Below are 21,237 nucleotides of genomic sequence, written 5' to 3' on the forward strand. Positions count from 1 at the left end.
TAGCCATTTAAATTTATAAATCTTCAAGCATTTGATTCGCATGAAGAATCTAAATTAAAACATCCGTTCATGAAATTAAATATTTTGAATTTGCATTTTTTGTTGATTTTACTAATGATTTATTTCATTACTTCTTGTACAAAAAATGAAACTGAAATTCTGGATCCAGCATCGTTTGGTTATGACTATTATCCGCTTGCTATTGGTAAATCCTGGACGTATCAAACAGATTCTATATTTTATTCTTTAAAAGGGACTGTTGAGATAGATTCAACAACTTCGTTTATTCGGGAAGAAATAGTAGATACGATGCGAAATAGTGTGAATGCTTTAGTTTATAGAGTGGATGTTTTTCATGCTGTAGATAGTTCATTAGGTTGGGAATTAATTAGCTCTTCATTTATTGAAAAAAATCAATATCAATTAAATAAAGTTGAAAATGGCTTGACCTTTATTCGGCTGGTTTTTCCAGTGCAGTTAAATAAATCCTGGAATGGAAATAGTATGATTTCTCCTAAAACAAGTATCGAAGTAAATGGGGAGATTCTTGAACCATTTGATAATTGGTACTATGCATATAAGTATTTAAATAAATCCGAAACATTAGCTAAGTAAAATTTATGCAAGTGTATGTAAAGTGGTAGAAGTTGATGAAGAAAATATAATTGCAAAGCGATATTCAGAAACAAAGTATGCTAAAGAAGTAGGAATGATTTTTCGGGAACTCTGGCTTTTAGATACACAAAATACAAATACAAATATTCCTTTTAGAAATCGCGCAGAAAAAGGCTTTATATTGCGGCAAACATTAGTGAATCACAATTAAACAATATGATCCAATTAATAGAAGCTGGACATTCTTATAAAGTTCACGGTATCAAGGGTGAATTAAAATTGAGTTTGGACGCCAATTTTAAAAATGAAATTCTTCAACAAGGTGTCCTGTTTTTTAATTTGGATGGAAATGATGTCCCTTTTTTTATTGAATCCTATCGAGCTAAAGAGGACGCTTTATATATGAAATTTAAAGAGCTTGAATCGCCGGAAGCAGCTCGTGAATTGAGCAACAAAATTATTTATACAGATAAAAACAAATTACAGAATACCCCCGATCAAGTTTTTGAAGATACTAATGAAGACAGCGAGGAAAGCTTTGAAGATTTTATTGAATATATTATTTTAGATAAAAATACAGGCATACAAACCAAAATTATTGGGATCGAAGAATATCCATCACAATGGATGGCATTATGTATTGTAAATAATAAAGAAGTTATGATTCCTATGAGAGTGGAATGGATTGAGCAGATTGATGATATAAATCAACTCATAACTATGAATTTACCCGATGGAATATTTGAATTGTAAAATTTAAAATGTTTTTTCTTTGAAGTTCGGCGAAAAAAATGTCCAGGCATTAAGAACTATACATCATGCCCGCCACACAGGCAGTCATTAAACAAGCAATCGTTCCCCCAATTAAAGCTTTCATTCCCATTTCACTTAAATTGGTTCGTTGGTTTGGTGCTAAAGTACTAATACCACCAATTTGAATTCCAATACTTGCAAAATTGGCAAACCCTGATAATGCATAAGTTGCAATAAGCGTTGATTTTGACAAAGGTTCCAGGATATGAGAAGATAGCATTTTTGAGAAACTGCCATATGCATAGAATTCATTGATCATTGTTTTTTCACCTAATAATTGTCCGATGGTAAAAATGTCTTGAGCTGGTGTACCAATAAGCCAAGCAACTGGTGCAAATAAATATCCAAACAATAATCGCAAACTCAATCCATCATATCGTTGATTTGTAAGATCTGTAATTAAAGGATTTAATTGTGTCCAGGATCCAATTTTAAAGAGCGTTGCATCAAAAAGATAAACAAGTGCAGTAAACACAATCAGCATTGCACCAACATTTACAGCTAATCTTAAGCCATCGGTAGTGCCAATAGAAATGGCATCCAGAAAATTGCTGCCTAAATATTCTTTCGAAACTTTTATTTCCCTGTCTAAACTGAGTTCATCTGTATTTGGGAATAACATTTTTGAAATCACTATAGCGGCTGGCGCTGAAATTATAGATTGCGTTAATAAATGCAAGGCATAATAAGCTTGAGCATCCGGATCATTCCCGCCAAGCATTTGAACATATGCACCTAAAACAGAACCTGCAGTGTTTGCCATACCTCCAATCATAATGCAAAGAATTTCGGATTTATTCATAGCTGCTAAATAAGGCCGAATCATAATGGGAGCTTCTGTTTGTCCGAGAAATATATTAGCAGCAGTAGATAAACTTTCAGCACCCGAAAGTTTCATCGATTTTGATAATAGCCATGCAAATACAAAACAGATTCTTTGTAAAATACCAAAATAATATAGCAAGGAAGATAGTGCTGAGAAAATGATAATGGTGGGCAGCACCTGGATCGCAAAAACGAATGCCCAAGGTTGACTTGCATCTGCAAGATTCCCAAATAGAAATTCAATTCCTTTATGAAAAATACTTATTAAAGAAACAAAACGTTCTGAGATCCACTTAAAAATAATATGGATTACATGCACTTTCATAACCCCAAGTGCAAACATGATTTGTATGAATAATCCTATCGTCACCAATCTCCAATTGATTGCTTTTCTATTCGTACTTAATAAATAAGACAAGCCAACTAAAAATGCAATTCCAATGGCACCTCTGTAGATATTTGTAAAAACTTCCATGTAAGCTTCCAGGTTTGATTGAATGGTGAAGATAACATTAATCTTAAATTATAATTCAGTTAGGAATTGTACTTTCAAACCAAAGGTTTTAATTCTAATTTGAATGAATAGCATTCAAAATCGCTGATACCGGGCACCCATTTAGATGATCATTTTGCTTCTAATGTTCTAAGAAATGTAAATCCATTAAAATAGATTGGAAAAATTAACCAATTTTATACCTTCTAAGAATTGCGTTATGTTTATAGGAATTTGTGGCGGAAGCGGAGCAGGAAAAACGGCTTTTATAAATCAATTAAGAACTCGATTTACGGAATCGGAACTTGGATTGATTTCAGAAGATAATTATTATTTTCCAATGCCGCTGCAAAAAGCCGACAATCGGGGTGTGATCAATTTTGACATTCCTGAATCGATTGATCATGAAGCATTTATAAGCGATCTTCATAAATTAAGACGAGGCGAAGTTGTCAGTCGTGCAGAATATACCTTTAATAATGACCAATCTAGAGCGAAATTGCTGCAGATTCCACCTGCTAAAATTTATATAATTGAAGGGTTATTTATTCTTTATCATCAGGATACAAGAGATTTACTGGACTTATCAATTTTGATTCATGCAAAGGATAATTTAAAGATTATCAGGCGAATAAATCGAGATAAAGAAGAACGAAATTATCCCATAGAAGATGTTTTATACCGGTATCAATATCATGTTGCTCCTGCATATGATAGATACATTGATCCTTATATTGATGAATTGGATCTGATTATTAACAATAATAATAGTTTTGACAAGGGGGTAGATGTGCTTTCTGCTTTCATTCAATCGAATCTTTAGCTTTTAAAATTTTGGATGATCTAAGCTTTTTTGGAGCATAGATTACGAATTTTCACAATTTGTAAAATAAGTTACATATTTATTTATATCAATTGTATAGTGTTGTTAATCAATGTTATATATTAAAAATATAGCAATAACATATTAAAAAAATAAACACATTATAAATAATTGGTATATAATTTGAAGGATATCCAGGATTGACCGAGCATACACACATTTACTCTAGAACCTTAAACTATTTATCCATGAACCGAAGTTTAATCGCGCTAAAGGCGTTGATGGTATTTATGATTGCCGGTTTTGCCATCCAAGTAGCAAACACGAAAGGGGCTCCGAATCTTATAAATTCGTTTTTTGCACCGCCCATGGCATGCAATGATTTAGTCCATATCTCATTAGATACCAATTGTATAGCTACCGTCACTCCAGAAATGGTATTAGAAGATCTAATCGGAAGTCCAAGTGATTATCTGATTAAAGTCTATTATAGTGGTGGACAAGAACAGGCTGATTTGCTATTTGATACTCGGGATATTAATAAAAAATACGACTATAAAATTTGGCATATTCAATCTGGAAATTCCTGTTGGGGAAAGATTTTAATTGAAGATAAATTTCCACCCCAATTGATTTGTGCAAATGATACGGTTCGATGTGGTGATACGATAACACCAAGATATCTAGGCTTTCCAATTCCGAATTGGTTGTCGGTTACAATAGATTCTATTGGCCCGTTTTCATATTTGGTTTATGGATGGGATCGATGTGGATATGTAAAATTATCTTATAAAGATTATGTTACAAATTATCCTTGCGACAGCATCTGCATTCGAAGAATTATAAGGATGTGGTCAGCAACAGATTCTATTGGGAATAATGCAATGTGTTCAGATACGATTTGTGTTTTGCGCCCAACAGAAGTGGATATTGTTTATCCACATCACTATGATGATTTTGATAGGCCTTATATAAAATGTGATACTATTTTTCCAAAATTACCCAATGGAAATCCATCACCAGAATTTACTGGATGGCCAGTTCCAACTGGTTGTAATACCTTAACAGCGACTTATACAGATCTGAAAATCAATGTGTGTGGTGCTACCTTTAAAGTGCTGAGAAGATGGGTTATTTTAAATTGGTGCACCGGTAGAATTACAGAATACAATCAAATTATTAAGGTAGTTGATGATGAAGCACCTAAATTTAGATGTCCGAAAGATTTGACAATCGGAATGAAATTATATGCTTGTGAAAGTGATGGTAAATTGCCAATTCCCGATTCCGTTTTTGACTGCAGTGCTTGGCACTATGATATCTTTACGAAGACTATTGATACCAAAACTGGAAATCCTCAAGACAGATCAAAACAATATTTGGAATATAATAAGGCAGAAAATTGTTTTTATTTAAGAGGCGCACCGGAAGGAAGAATTTGGGTAATCTATCAATTAATTGATGAATGCGGAAATATTTCTGAATGTACGATTGAAGTAGGCGTTGTTGATAATTTAGCACCGATTCCAATTTGCGATCAAAAAACAACGATTGCATTAGGTATAGATGGAACTGCGAAAGCCTTTGCAGAAACATTTAATGATAGATCGATTGATAATTGTGGGATTGATTATTTTCTAGTGAGACGAATGAATGATCCTTGTAAATCCGGAACAGATATTTTTGGTCCGTATGTTGGTTTTTGTTGTGCCGATGTTGGGCAAATTGTGATGGTTGCCTTAGAAGTAACAGATTATTGGGGTAACAAAAATACTTGTATGGTTGAAGCTACCGTCCAGGATAAGGAACCACCCATAGTGATTCCACCAACAGATATCACAGTGGATTGTAGATTTCCAATAAACTGGAATGATTTAAGCAATTTTGGAGTTGTTCGATTGAGTCAAGCGGAAAGAAAGCAAATAATTATTGCAGATCCATTTTATCAAAAAGTAAAATATATTGCAGGAATTGATGGATTAGCAACTGATAATTGCGAAGTAACATTGACAGAGACCTATGAAAAAAATATTCAATGTAATGCAGGCACTATAAAGAGAATTTTTAATGTGGTTGATAAACAGGGCTTAACGAGTTCTACTTTTCAAACGATTACAATCACTAATACGAAACCTTTTTACATAAATGGAAATGACCATAACGATCCAAATGATGATGTAGTTTGGCCGAAGAGTATTGAAATCAATTCTTGTAATAATGTAATGACGCATCCGGATCAAACAGGTTATCCAATCTATGTGAATACAAATTGTGCACAAGTTGCAGCCAATTGGGATGACACAAAGTTGACCGTTTTAGATAGTACCTGTTATAAAATTTTACGGAAATGGGTAGTCATTGATTGGTGTCAATATGACCGAATAAAATTAACAGGTATTTGGGAATACACTCAGGTAATTGCTGTTAAAAGTTCAGAACCACCTACATTAGAAACCTGTGGTGAAGTTGATTTTTGTGATCAAAATGCTTTTTATAATCCAAATACTAAACAATGTCTTGGTACCTATAATTTAAAGGGGAGTGGATATGATGATTGTACAGATCCACAAGATTTAATTTGGAAACATAGATTGGATGTCGATAATGATGGAAGTTTTGACCCACCAATTTTAGGAGATGTAGCCACCGGAGTATTGCCAATTGGTACACACCGATTGCGATGGATACTTACAGACCAATGTGGGAATAGTTCAACCTGTGATCAAGTATTTAAAATACGGGATTGCAAGAAACCAACACCATATTGTATCAATGGCGTAGTCACTGTAATAATGCCTTCTACAGGAGCAATTACAGTATGGGCCAGAGATTTAAATCTTAATAGTTTTGACAATTGTACAAGACCTGAAAAATTGTTCTTTTCTTTTTCACCGGACATTAATAATACTTCTGTTACTTACAATTGTGATAGTTTATTCAGACAAAGAATTATTACAAAAGTGGTGCGAATATATGTAACCGATGAATATGGAAATCAGGATTATTGCGAGACTACAATTCGGATTCAGGACAATAATAATGCATGTCCAACGAATGGTCCAGGTTTTAATTTATCAGGTACCGTTACGATTGCGAATAATGATGCATTAGTAAATGCTGAAATCACTTTAAAAGATCAAATCGGAAATACGATTACACAACAAACAACAGATATCAAAGGAAATTATGCTTTTCACGACTTACACCTCAGTGACTTTTCTTTGATTGCGAGCAAAAACGATGAAATAACCAATGGCGTCAGTACAATGGATATAGTTTTAATTCAAAGACATATATTAGGTCTTAAATTATTAAACTCTCCCTACAAAATGTTAGCGGCCGATGTAAATAATTCAAATACTATATCTGCAAAAGATGTATCCGATATAAGAAGAGCTATTTTAGGTATTGTAAATGAATTTCCAAATGGAACACCATCCTGGAAATTTATTAAAGCGGATCATATATTTTTAAATCCGGAGTTGCCTTGGAATGCTCCTGGTACTATTGAAAGTAATACAGTCCCTGATCAATTTGATCAATTGAATTTTATGGGTATAAAAACGGGCGATGTTGATTTATCTGCAGAAATTAATGTGAAGAATGCTGGTAATCAACAAAGATCCAATTCAATTTCATGGACATATGGGCAAGTTAATATTCATCAGGATGGTAGTTTGCAAATTGATATAAAAACAACCTCCGATGTAAAACTTGATGGATTCCAGTTAGGATTATCAATGGATCTTTTGAATGCTTCTTTTAAGGAAGTTCGATCAGCAGCATGCGATATTAATCCAGAAGATTATAGAATAGAAGCGAATCAATTAAAAATAAGTTGGGTTCCTAATCGAAGTCTTGAATTGAAAGCTGGTACAATTTTATTTACGATAAAATTGCAAACTTCCATTGGACTTTTAAAAGCAGCTGATTATTTAAAAATGTTGAAAGGTTTTTCTAGTGAAGTTTATCTGAATGATAAAGCATATTCATTAAATATTCAAAATGAGAATGGAATTAAATCTCAAATGATCTTTTATTCCTTACAACCAAATCCATTTAGTGAATATACAAATTTACGATTTGAAATGCCTACTGAAGGAACTGCGATATTAAAAGTGTATGATCTTACAGGTAAGAATTTACATACCATGGATGTAAAATGTGTACAAGGAATAAACGAACTTCGAATTTCGAAAAAAGATTTAGCAACTGATGGTTTGATGTATTATGTTTTATCAAGTGCATTTGGAACGATATCTGATCGAATGATCGTACTTGAATAGATTTTAAGATAATAAATGAAGTCAAAGCCAACTTGTTTCAAGTTGGCTTTTTTTGTTTTAGAAGGCAACCTCAAGGGCGTTTCCAAAGGAGCTTCCATACTAAAAGGAGTGTACTTTCATAGTGATTTATAGCAAAATGGGGAATAATTAGATCATTAAAAATATTATTCATTTAATATTATTATATAAATATCTGATAAACAAGTACTTATGAGGTTAAATTTTGATTTTTTCATATAACATTTAATTTCATATCTAATTTATTTTAATATTTTTGGCTTTATATTGTAACAAGTTATATATTTGCACTGGAGATATATATATTTTTCATCCCCCCACATCTCCACCTCTTTAGAAATCAACGGGTTAGCCGTTAGATTTGGATTTATACACATAAACTCCAAATCGACGCTCGATTTTACATGCTTAACCTATTGTTTTTTAAAAATGAGAAATCATACACTTACACAGATCATTAACCAGTTTTCTACGGTTACAAATCCTATTGTTACGAAAGTTTCAAGTTGGATCCTTTTAATTGCGTTTACCGCATTTCATTGGCAACAATTGGCTGCACAGTGTAACCCAATTGCAAATGAAATACAGGGAACTGTTTTTGTTGATAAAAATTATAATGGCATTTTGGATGCCAGTGATGTCAACAAAGAACAAATTCAAGTTCGCGCATATAGTGAAGCAGGTCAGTTAATTTCTCAAGCGATTTCAGATGCTTCGGGTAAGTATACCTTGACGGGTTTGACAAATACCAAATTTTATCGTTTGGAAATTTCTAAGCCACTCGGTTTCGAATTTGCAAAGACCGCAAGTCAAGGTGCCAATGATGTAAAATTTGTGGTAGCCCCAGCTTGTAATATTCAATTTGGTTTACAAGACAAAGAAGTTATATGTACCCCTGAGAATGCAAAACTCTATACTACGTGCTTCGTAAAATCTGGAGGCGCTGAAACGGCTCCAACTTTAGTACAAATGCCGTTTCTATTTAATAGTGGTAGTGCACTTTCAAAAATTGCAATGTTGAATCAGACTGGTGCAGTTTGGGGTTTGGCATGGAATAAATCCACACAGGTATTATATTCTGCTGCTTTTGTTAAATATGGTGCTAGTCTTGGTCAAGGAGGCACCGGTGGAATCTATGTATCAGATCCTACAGCACAAACTACAAATTTATTTTTGAATGTAAATGCGCTTGGTATTCAAACTGGGCAAACACAAAATATGGACCCTTTAGATTGTGCATATTCTGATCTGGTAGGTAAAGCAGGATTAGGCGATATGGATATTTCTGATGATGATCAGTTTTTGTTTGTTAGCAATTTATATAATAATTCACTTGTTGTAATTCCAACAGATCAGCCTTCCGCTGCTAATATTATGGAGATAAAAATTCCAGATCCTGGTTGCAATAATGGAGATTATGCAGTGGGTGCTGTTGAATATTATAAAGGACAGGTATATATAGGAGTTACTTGTACTGCTGAAAATTCAAAAAATCAAGCAGATTGTACCTTCCATATTTATGAGTTTAATTTATTGACAAAAACATTTAATCTTATATTTTCTACGCCATTTGCAAGAGAATATTGGTTAAAAACTCCGGGAACTGAACGACCTGTTTCGCAGTGGCTTACGAGTATTGCATTTTCTGATGATAATTTTATGATTCTTGGGATTACAGATCGGACAGGACATACTTATTGTGATCAAGTATATCCATTAACAGGAACTTTTGGAGATATTTTGATGACTTATAAAGATGCTTCCGGTTGGCATCTCGAAAATAAATCAGTTGCAGGTTCAAGAATTGGTTGTGGACCAAATAATTTTGAAGGTCCTGGTAAAGGTGAATTTTTTGGTGATGATTTTTGGTCAATTGGTCCTGGATTACATCCGGAAACATCTTTTGGAACGGTTTGCGTTTTAAGTGGTACTGCCGATGTGGTTTCTGCAGTTTTTGATCCAATTTACGAATCCTTTTCCGGTGGATTTCATAAATACAGTGCACTCAATGGAAAAAAGAAAACTGCTATCCAATTATATAATAAAGTCAATTCAGCTTATGGTAAATCGTCCGGCTTAGGAGATTTAGCTATTGGTTGTCCGAAATTACCTTTAGAAATTGGAAATTATGTTTGGTTAGATGAAAATGAAAATGGAATTCAAGATGCAGCGGAAAAACCTTGGAGAGGCTTGCAACTTGCACTTTTTGATAGTAAATGTGTTCAGATTGCAAGTACCACTACTGATAATAATGGAAATTATTTATTTAATTCAAGTAATGTCGATTTAGATGGAAATGGAACAACAGAATCCTTAAAATCCTTTGAGACCTATTTTCTTGTAGTAAAAGACCCATCATTTAATAAATCCATTGGAAAAGTTGTATTGGGTATTGATACTTTCCAAATGACAATTGTAAATAAAACACCTGGTGTTGAATTAACGAATAGTGATGCGAGCTTATTTTTCGAGCCAGGTTGCCAGGAATTAAATGGCTATCCCGTTGTTAAAATTCATACAGGTGGTTCTGGTCAAAATGATTTTAGTTTTGATATCGGATTTATTAAATTATTACCTAAAGATGTACCCAATGTAATCAAAGAATATGATTTGGCTTTGATCAAAAAAGTGGATGCACCAACAACCGTTGCAAATGGTGATTTGGTAAATTTTAATATTATTATTTCAAATCAAGGAAATCAACCAGTTCATCAAATTGAAATCACAGATTTTATACATGATTATTTTACGTTTGAAGCAAATTTGAATCCAGGTTGGATCTTATCAGGATCCAAAGCTCAATATTTAATAAGTTCAAGCTTAGATGCCGGTAAAGAATTAAGCATCAACATTAAATTGAGATTGAATAAAAGTGCAAGACCAAATGAAATTGTAAATACTGCTGAGATTTCAAAAATGATGGATGCTCAAGGTGCACTTTTAACAGATTTAGATTCGACACCAGATGAAGATGAGAATAATGATAAAGGTGGCGTACCGAATACAGAAACAGATAATATTGTAAATAATAATTCTATTGATGAAGATGATCATGATCGCGAATCTTTGCCGATTGTTGATCTCGCATTGATTAATAAAACGATAAATACAGCTCCTGTTAAACTCAATGAAACAGTAAGCTTTGAAATGGAAATATTCAATCAAGGCAATATTGCTGTGAATCATTATGATATTGTAAATTATATTCCTTCCGGATTTCAATTTGTTGCAGGGCTGAATCCTGGATGGGTTTTAAACGGCAACAAAGCAACCACAACAATTAATGAAGACTTACTAGCTGGTCAATCTAAAAAAATCCAAATTCATTTGATTTTAAAATCAAAAATTTTGGCTGAATTAGTAGATGTAGCCGAAATTTTTGGAATGCGTGATGCAAGTTCAATTTCAATGAAAGATTTTGATAGTACACCGGACCAAAATCCTGCGAATGACCAAGGTGGACAACTTTATACAGCGACAGATAACATCATTCATGATGATGGAACTTTGGATGAAGATGACCAGGATCCTGCAAGTATTCAGATATTAGATTTGGCATTAATTCTTACAACAGATATAACCACTCCGGTTAAGAAAAATCAGGATGTATTATTCCATGTTACAGTTTGTAATCAAGGGAATGTTTCTGTTAAGAATATTGGAATTGTTGATTATTTGCCAAATGGACTGGAAGTAAGTCCATTAGAAAATCATGGTTGGTTTACATTAGGTGGCGTGTTGAGAAACACAATTCAGGCGGAACTACTTCCGAATACTTGTGCTACCATTGATTTGGTTTTACGGGTTAAACAAAATGCAACAGCAAATGAATTAGTAAATCGCGCAGAGATCACCACGATATTTGACAATGTTCTAAATAATTATACAGATCGGGACATTGATTCCCAGGCAGATTATTTATCTGGCAATGATGCGGGTGGTGTTGTTGGTACTGCTACCGATAATATTTTCACAGGGGATGGAATTACCGATGAAGATGACTCAGATCCTGCAGCTTTATTATTAATGGATCTTGCATTAATTAAAAGATACAATGCAAATATTTCATTACAAGAAGCAGTTGGTGTAAATTTTACAGTGCAGCTTTTTAATCAAGGAAATGTGCCTGTAAAAAATGTAACAATTACAGATTATTTACCAGAAGGATTTGCTTTAACGCAACAATCAATTTCTGGAGGTTGGGTACAGAATGGTACCAAAGCAACCTTCATTTATACAGGAACATTAGCAGCTTTCGGAAATATAATTTTATCGTATTCAATTTCCCAGGTTTCTGAATTTCAGCCTTCCAGATTAATCAATATAGCTGAAATTTCAAAAGTTTTTGATATTTCCGGAACTGATATTTCAGCTTATGATTTTGATAGTACACCGGATTCAGATCCAACAAATGATGCAGGTGGTGAGGTAAATACAATTACCGACAACAGTATTGATTTGGATGCATCCATTGATGAAGATGATGCAGATCCTGCAGGGGTTCCTGTTTTTGATTTGGCTTTAAGAAAAACACTTTTTAATACGAAAGTAGCATATCGTAAAGGAGATACTGTAGAGTATAAAATGGAGGTGTTTAATCAGGGCAATGTTGTTGCTTCTGAAATAGAAATCGTAGATTATTTAAATGCAAATTATATTTTTATTGAAGATTTAAATCCATCCTGGTCTGTATTGGAAGCTGGAAAGCTTAGCTATAAATTTCAAGATTTATTATTTCCAGGAAAGTCAGTTTCAAAGACTATTTTACTAGTAATTAAGGATTTAAACAAAGGAGAATTTATTCCAAATTATTCTGAAATTAAATCTGCTAAAGACAATGTGGGTAAAATTGCCCAGGATTTTGATTCCGTTTTTGATGCTATTGATGATAATGATACTGGAGGACAACCTGGTTCATTGACAGATAATATGATTGATGATCATGGCGATCTCGATGAAGATGATCATGATGGGGCAGAGTCAAATCCAGTAAATTTTGACCTTTCCTTAATTAAAGATATTGATCAAAACATTGTTAAAAAAGGTGATTTAATTAACTTTAGAATTCGGGTATATAATCAAGGTCTGGTTGCCTGTAGTGAAATTGAATTGGTTGATTATATTCCGGAAGGTTTAGTTTTAGTGGATCCTGATTGGGAAATTCGCTCTATTGATGCTGCTGGTTTGACTAGAGCGTATTATCTTTTAAATGAAAAAAATGGAAGATTGCCTCAAGGCGGATTAAAAACTGGAGACAGTGTTACTGTATATGTTGATCTTCAGGTAGATCCGAATCAAACTGCCGGAATTATAGTAAATAGAGCTGAAATTTTTAGAGTTGTTAATTATGGAAATGTTATCGATGATGATTCTCATCCAGATGATGATGTGGAGAATGATCCGGGTGGTGTTGTTTTCAATGATTCTGATGGTAGTTCTGCGAATCCAGATCCATTAAGTAATGTTGAAGATGAAGATGATGCAGATCCTGCAGGTATTATTGTTGTTGATCTTGAAAGAAGCGTTCCTTGTTCTTGTTTAGACAATGCAACAAATTCAGATGATGGTCAATTTTATGAAGAGCTTTCTTTCAGATCCATTTCAAATGATATCTGGTTTATTTTTGAAGTGAATGGACTATATCATGAATTGAGTCCAGCACCTCCAAATGCGCCTACAGATTTTATAACCGGACCTGGCGGTTACATTTTAGATGAAACAAATCTTGGGGATGGAACAAGTATTTATACAATACGTGGGAATCATATTGATGGCATCGGATATTCTATTATTTTGTCAAATCAATACGGCGTTAAATTAAATAGTGGAGTTAATAAATGTTTTTATAATGATCCAACACTCCTTAAATCTCAGAATAATGTGTGTTCAGGACAGACTATTCGTTATGAAGTAAAATCCGTTCCAAATGCTATTTATAGTTGGTCATTATTAACAGGAGGAACTATTTTAACAAACCCTGCAAATAATTATGTGGATGTTTTATGGACAGGAGTTATTGGTTCAACACATACATTAACCATTGATGTCGACTTACCAGATTCTTGTTATAGTCCGCTATTAATTCCTGTAACCATTGGAGCTACAGCAGGACCTGTAAGCTGTATCGGATCAATTCAAGTTTCATTAGATGCAAATTGTGAAGTCCTGGTGACACCTAAAATGTTATTAATCGGTGGACCATATGATTATACTTCCTATGCTGTGATGATTTTTAATAAAGATGGTTCATTGGTACCAAATAATACTTTATACTATGATCATATTGGAAAGACTTTAACCGCGAAAGTTATAAATGTTTGTAGTGGAAATTCTTGCTGGGCGACAGTAAGCATTGAAGATAAAGTCAAACCAACATTAATTTGTTTGAATGATACGATCGATTGTACTTTAATGAAATCGTATTTAAAACCATTTATTAATGATAATTGTGATCCAAATCCATATCGGGTATTAATCGACGAGCAAATTGAAAATACACCTTGTAATCAGGATTATTCAAAAATTGTAACAAGAACCTATGTAGCCAAAGATCATTCAGGAAATGTTTCATTGCCTTGTACAATGAATGTCTATTTAAGAAGAATAAATTTAGATTCTATCGATTTTCCGGATTCTTTAACTCGTTCGAAATTGAATCCATTGATTTGTACAAGATTTAAAACAGATTCCTTAGGTCATCCTCTGCCTTCTGTTTCAGGGATACCATATTATAGAGGCCTGCCAGCCTGGCCCAATACTGATAATAAATATTGTGATTATGCAGTAAGCTATGAAGATATTGAATTGAACACAGGTAAGGATTGTGTCGTTAAAATTTTAAGAAATTGGAAATTTACAATTTGGTATTGCACAACATTTGAGCAACGCTCATACAGACAATTAATTGAAATTGTGGACACGATAGCTCCAACAATTACATGTCCTTATGATATTACAGCAACAACTAATTCTTTTACTTGTAATGCAGATGTTTGGATTCCGATGCCTAAAGTATTTGATAGTTGTGGTCAAATTTTAAGTGTTGACCTTTCATTTACCGGTGGTTTATTAAAAGACTTTAGAGCTTCCTATGTGAAGCTGCCAGTGGGTGTAAATAATTTAACATTTACAGCGTATGATATGTGTTATAATTCAGCTGCCTGTACATTTATTGTGACGGTTGAAGATCAAACACCTCCGGTAGCAATTTGTGATAAAGAAACAGTTATTACATTAGATCGCTTTGGTGAAGCCTGGATACCTGCTACTGTTTTTGATGATGGTAGTTATGATGATTGCCATATTAAAAATATGCAAGTAAGACGAATGAATCCTAGTCCAAATCTTTCTTGCGGTATAAATGATAATTTATTTAGAGATTCCATTCGCTTTTGTTGTCAGGATATTGGTACCGAAGTGATGGTAGTGTTTAAAGTAACCGACGCACATGGTAATGAAAATACCTGTATGGTTATTGTAGAGGTACAAGATAAAACGATACCGCATATTTTCTGTCCTCATGATGTTACCATTGCCTGTGATTATCATTACGATTTAAATGATCTTTCTGAGTTTGGCAAACCAACGGTTTCTGATAATTGCAATGTAACTTATACAGAAAGACTAGACGTTCAAATTAATCAGTGTCGGGAAGGATATATTGATAGAATTTTTATTGCCGGAAATTCATTTGGACAAGATGTTTGTGTTCAGAGAATTTCGGTAATAAATTTGGAACCATTTGATTCATCAGATATAGTTTGGCCTTTAGATTTAGACACAAACATATGTATTACAGATGGTTTACTACCAGAGACCTTACCCACTATTTATGGCTTTCCTAGAATTACAGAAGACTTCTGTGATTTAGTAGGAATCTCATATGTAGACCATACGTTCCGTTTTATAAATGGCAGTGATGCTTGTTATAAAATTTTAAGAAAATGGAAAGTATTGAATTGGTGTAGATTATATGATCCTACAACAGGGGATCCAAATATCTATACACATGAGCAAATCATTAAAATATTTAATACTACACCTCCAGAAATTTTAACGGGTTGTAAAGACACGGTGTTTGCAATAATAGATACTGCTTGTTTTGGAGGGGATGCATATTTAGTTGCAACAGCAAGTGACCTCTGCACTCCTGCGAATGAATTAGTGTGGGAATATCACATTGATTTTAATGGAGATCATATTGAAGACAGAAGTGATTTTGGTGTGGGTGATAAAATTAACGCTAGTGGATTTTATCCATTAGGTAAACATAAAATAAAATATGTATTTGAAGATCGTTGTGGAAACAAGTCTGTTTGTGAACAGAATTTCGAAATTATAAATTGTAAACCTCCAACAGCATATTGTATACTAGGACTTTCTACATCATTGGTTCCAATGGATCTTAATAACAATGGAAGCGTAGATGCAGAATTAGTCACCATTTGGGCTAAAGATCTTGATCGCGGAAGTTATCATATTTGCGGTTATCCATTAACCTACTCGATCGGTAGAGATACCTCTGTTAAATCTGTGACGTATGATTGTGATAGTATTGGTCGGAGAACCATTACGTTATGTGTTACTGCATCCAATGGTAAGCAAGATTGTTGCAATACATTTATAGATGTTCAGGATAATAATAATGTCGATTTATGTGGTTGTGTTACATTTCCACCAAATATTACGATTAAAGATTGTACTCAAAATACAGACCCAGTAGTTATAAATTCCAGACCATCCATAGGTAATTGTACCAGTTGTGTTCATACTGGAACAAGTTCTAAGGATAGTATTATTTTAAATGTACCAAATACTTGTTTTGTAATCCATAGAACCTGGACAGTTACGTTTAATTGTATCGGAGAGCCAGAACGAAAATTCGACAGAGTTCAAACCATAATTGTTACTACAGATTTGCGTGAATCGGATATTGTATGGCCAAGTGATTCAATCCTTGTTGATAATTGCAGAGGTGCTATAGATACAGCTACCATTGGTGAAGTACCACGTTTTTGTGTTTATAATAATAATGTGATGTTGATGTATACTGATAAGGAAATCAGAAGAGAGCAAAATTGCGTGTTTTATGAAAGAATATGGACGGTATTTAGTAAATGTGTCCCTTCTCAGAGTTACGGATTTAGACAAGTTTTAAAAGTAGTTGAAGGTGCAGGAATACGATATATAGTACCACCTAATATTACGGTAACAGATTGTAAAAAACCACTATTACCAGATTCTTTAAATGGTGTGCCTAAAACAAATTGTCCATGTAATTTCTCAATTCATACATTTAAGGATTCAATTGTCAATAATGTTCCGAATACCTGCTATGTAGTATATAGAAAATGGACTTCTACTTTTAATTGTCCACCAGATGTAAGTGGTACATTTACGGGTACGCAATTAATTACAGTACGAATTAATTTGACCTTAAATGATATTACCTGGCCAAGTGATTCTGTATATGTCGATAATTGTAGAGGGAGTGTAGATACAGCAATTATAAATCATGTTCCTAGATTGAAAAAGGATTTTTGTGGATTTGTAAGTATACGATTCACAGATCAAACCATCTTGCAAAATGATACTTGCAAGAAAATTCTCAGAACATGGACGGTTGCAAATGATTGCAGTTCTACACAATTTAAAGAGCAATTTAGTTTTGTTCAATTGTTAAAAGTAGTGAAACCAAATGGTCCACAAGTGGATTATCCGGATGATATTACGGTTACGGATTGTAAGAAGAATTTATTACCAGATTCTTTGAATGGATTTCCGAAGTTGAATTGTCCTTGTGATAATTTTACCCATACATATATTGATTCGGTCGTTAATAATGTGCCGAATGCGTGTTATGTAGTTTATAGAAAATGGACATCTGTTTATAATTGTCCACCGGAAGTAAGTGGAACATTTAAAGGAACTCAGCTCATTACAATAAGAATAAATTTACAACTCTCTGATATCGTATGGCCAAAAGATTCAGTTATAGTAGATAACTGTCCGGGCTCTGTTGATACCGGATTAATCAATAATGTCCCTAAATTATTATGGGATTATTGTGGATATGTGAGTATTACCTACATTGACCAAACAATTTCCAAAAATGATAGTGTCAAAATAATTCACAGGACATGGACAGTAGGAAATGACTGTAGTTCGGGTCAGTTTAAGCAGCAATTTACCTTCAGACAAGTATTGAAGGTTACAAATCCTGATGGTCCTCGAGTTAAGTTTCCAGCAGATATTACAGTAACAGATTGTAAGAAACCATTTTTACCGGATTCCTTAAATGGATACCCAACAGTGGTTTGTATTTGCGATTCAATAAAGGTAAGCTATAAGGACGATACGGTAACGACTAGTAATTTAGAAGTATGTTTTGTTGTTGAAAGAAATTGGTCTGTGCGATTTATTTGCAAACCTAATTATGATAGTACCGTATTTTATATTCAGAAAATCACCTTGGATGTTAACTTGAATCCTTCGGATATTACATGGCCTAAAGATTCATTTACATCTTTTACCTGTAACCCAACATTGGATCCAAAAATTACAGGTCAACCAAGTTTGAAAAAGGATTATTGTGGCTTTGTAACCTTTGCTTTTAAAGATAGCATTATAGGCGGTGGTGAGTGTTTGACCATTTTAAGAACATGGACTGCAATTAATTCATGTAGTATAACGCAGCGGCCTACATCCGTGCAGCATCTGATTCTTAAGAATCAAGGTCCTCCATCTATTACTTGTGCAAAAGATACGATTGTTAATGCGGATCCAAATACTTGCGGAAAGTCATTCATATTAATGAATCCAAAGTTGAATAACAGTTGTAACGCCGGAGTTACGTTTACAAATAATGCACCTTCAGTATTTCCAGTTGGTATGACGACTGTCACCTTTACTGCAAAGGATAGTTGTAATAATACAGCGCAATGTACTGTCAAAGTTACAGTTATCGAAACAGTACCACCAGATATTACATGTCCAGGTAATCTTACGGTACCCTGTAGTTTTGATACAAAAGATTTATCACAATTTGGTACTCCTGTAGTTACAGATAATTGTCCGGGTACAACATTTACAGAAACGGTAACACGGGTTCAAAATATTTGTGGAATAGGTACCATCACTCGAAAGTTTGTTGCAATTGATGCTTCTGGTAATAGAGATTCCTGTACACAAGTGATTACGGTAAATAATCCGGATCCATTGCAAAATGCAGATATGATTTGGCCACCTTCACCAATTTCAGTTTCAGAGTGTGAAAGTATAGATACTTCTAACACCGGTACTCCAAAATTTGATTCCTCCGGTATTACCTGTTTTAAAGTGAACATAACTTTTTCAGATAGTAACTTGTGTAAGGTTCGACAAACATGCGACATTGAAAGAACCTGGATGGTTTTTGATAGTTGTACGAATGTAACCTTAACGTTTGTTCAGTTAATTCAAAGGGATGATACCACTGCTCCTAATATTTTAGGAGTTCAGGATACAACTTTGTATGCAAATGATACAGCATGCAATAATTTTGTTGTATTAAAAGCATTTGTTGATAATTGTGATTCACTGAGCATTAAGATTACAAATAATTCTCCATATGGAAATAATAATATGGAAGATGCTTCAGGGTTTTATCCAGTAGGTATGACGACTGTCACATTTACAGCAGAAGATGCCTGTTGTAATGTATCTACTAAGATTGTTAAAATAACAATCATTGATACCATTGCACCAGAATTTACCTGTATTAAAGTAGTGAGAAAGATTAAAGACGATGGTTGTGCAACTTTTAATTCGCAGGATTTTGTATCTAAACTTAAAGACAATTGTACAGATTCAGCGTTTGTTATTACTTCATTTGATCGGAATGATTTCAGTGATACCATTAGAATATTCTGTTGTGATTCAATTCGTGATTATGAGTATACGCAAGCAGTAACCGTTTATTTTAAAGATGATGCAGGGAATTTGGATTCTTGTGCTACATTCTTGCAAGCGGTTGATCAGGATACCATTTGTGGACCAACATTCTCATCGACAGTAAAGGGATTTGTTAGATCTAGAAAATCTATCAATATGGCAGGTGTAGATGTTATGTTAAATAGTGGGCAATCGGGTGTAGCGATAACCCGAAATGATGGCTTCTATGGATTTTATGATATGCCTCATGGAGGTTCTTATAAAGTAGCCCCACAACATGATTTAAATCCTGTGAATGGAGTTACTACTGCTGATATTATTCATATTCAAAGACATATTTTAGGAACCACTATTTTTACAGATCCATTGAAATTTGTTGCAGCGGATGTAAATAATAATAATCGAATTACAGCGGCTGACGTTGTAGATATCAGAAAGTTAATTCTTGGTAAAATAGATCATTTCACAAATAGTCCTTCCTGGAAATTTTTATTATCAGATTTTAAATTTAAAGATCAGGAAGATCCATTAAGTGAAGTATACCCAACATCATATCAAATTACCAATATTAATAAAAATTATTATTTGGATTTTACAGGTGTTAAAATGGGTGATGTGGATGATTCAAATAATCCTTCATTATTTCATGATAAAATTCAAAACAGAGAATCTAATCCGGTTTTGATTGTAGCACAGAATAATTTCTTAGAGAAAGATCAACTGCATGAAATTGAGTTGGATATGTCTCAATTTGCCGAATTAGAAGGTATGCAATTTGAGCTTGTTTTAGATCCAACAAAAGCAATTATTCAAGGTGTCGTAGGAGATGAATCTAATCAACTTAAAGAAGATGCTTATTTTATTGTGCCTGGAAAAAATAGTATTAGAATATCCTATGTAAAAACGCTTCCTTCACAAGAAACCTGGAAGATTAAGCTTCGAATTTTGGTTAAGCAATCTGCACAAGTAGCAGAATTATTGGAAATTGGAAACGAAGACTTTATTTCAGAAGCCTATTTCCAGGATGGTAGCAGTTCTAATATTCATTTGGATTTCCTAGATCAAAATTCTGTTCAGGATGGATTAAGTTTATTCCAAAATATTCCAAATCCATTTAAACAAACTACAATAATTCCGTTTCAGACTTCTGAGAATACAGAAATTGCAATTCGTATTATTGATATGAATGGAAGATTGGTTTTCGAAACGAGGAAAATGTTTTCAAAAGGATACCATGAATTTGAATTAAACAAAAATGTATTGAATAAGAGTGGTATATATTATTACCAAATGAAAACAAACAAGAGTAGTTTGTTTAGGAGAATGATTTTAATAGACTAAGGTCTTAAGAAATAGTGTGTAGTAATCGATTTCGTTTTTTCAGCTCCTGTAGAAGTGCAGGAGCTGTTTTTAAGATTTTTGAGTATTTGTGA

The 21,237-nt window shown here is 33.6% G+C and carries 7 protein-coding genes; 6 read left to right on the plus strand and 1 reads right to left on the minus strand.

Annotated features, from left to right (window positions below; all coding sequences use genetic code 11):
* Positions 1-69: 69 nt before the first annotated feature.
* Genes IPO86_06860 through IPO86_06870 form a run of 3 tightly spaced genes read left to right on the plus strand, consistent with a single transcriptional unit; the run spans position 70 to position 1,368 of the window.
* Complete coding sequence (locus IPO86_06860) at positions 70-615, plus strand: hypothetical protein (protein ID MBK9727820.1); 546 nt, start codon at positions 70-72, stop codon at positions 613-615.
* A 22-nt stretch (positions 616-637) separates the two neighbouring features.
* The gene (locus IPO86_06865) at positions 638-826 is read left to right on the plus strand and encodes a hypothetical protein (protein MBK9727821.1); all 189 of its coding nucleotides are present in this window, start codon (positions 638-640) and stop codon (positions 824-826) included.
* A gap of 5 nt (positions 827-831) precedes the next feature.
* Positions 832-1,368, plus strand: coding sequence for a hypothetical protein (locus tag IPO86_06870; protein ID MBK9727822.1), 537 nt, complete (start codon positions 832-834; stop codon positions 1,366-1,368).
* 49 nt (positions 1,369-1,417) lie between these two features.
* Here the strand turns inward: IPO86_06870 and IPO86_06875 are convergent, their stop codons facing one another.
* On the minus strand, positions 1,418-2,728 hold the full coding sequence (locus IPO86_06875) for a Na+ dependent nucleoside transporter (protein ID MBK9727823.1): 1,311 nt from the start codon (positions 2,726-2,728) through the stop codon (positions 1,418-1,420).
* A gap of 238 nt (positions 2,729-2,966) precedes the next feature.
* Here IPO86_06875 and IPO86_06880 point away from each other — a divergent pair, with 238 nt between their 5' ends.
* The 3 genes from IPO86_06880 to IPO86_06890 all read left to right on the plus strand — a co-directional run bounded on the left by IPO86_06880 (position 2,967) and on the right by IPO86_06890 (position 21,145).
* A complete protein-coding gene (locus IPO86_06880; GenBank protein ID MBK9727824.1) occupies positions 2,967-3,569 on the plus strand; it encodes a uridine kinase in 603 nt (200 codons plus the stop codon).
* Between the two features lie 248 nt (positions 3,570-3,817).
* Positions 3,818-7,855 (plus strand): hypothetical protein, encoded by a 4,038-nt coding sequence (locus IPO86_06885; GenBank protein ID MBK9727825.1) that lies wholly within the window; start codon positions 3,818-3,820, stop codon positions 7,853-7,855.
* Positions 7,856-8,302: 447 nt separating this feature from the next.
* Positions 8,303-21,145 (plus strand): HYR domain-containing protein, encoded by a 12,843-nt coding sequence (locus IPO86_06890; protein MBK9727826.1) that lies wholly within the window; start codon positions 8,303-8,305, stop codon positions 21,143-21,145.
* Positions 21,146-21,237: the final 92 nt, after the last annotated feature.

It is taken from the genome of Saprospiraceae bacterium (genome assembly GCA_016717265.1).
Taxonomy (GTDB): domain Bacteria; phylum Bacteroidota; class Bacteroidia; order Chitinophagales; family Saprospiraceae; genus Vicinibacter.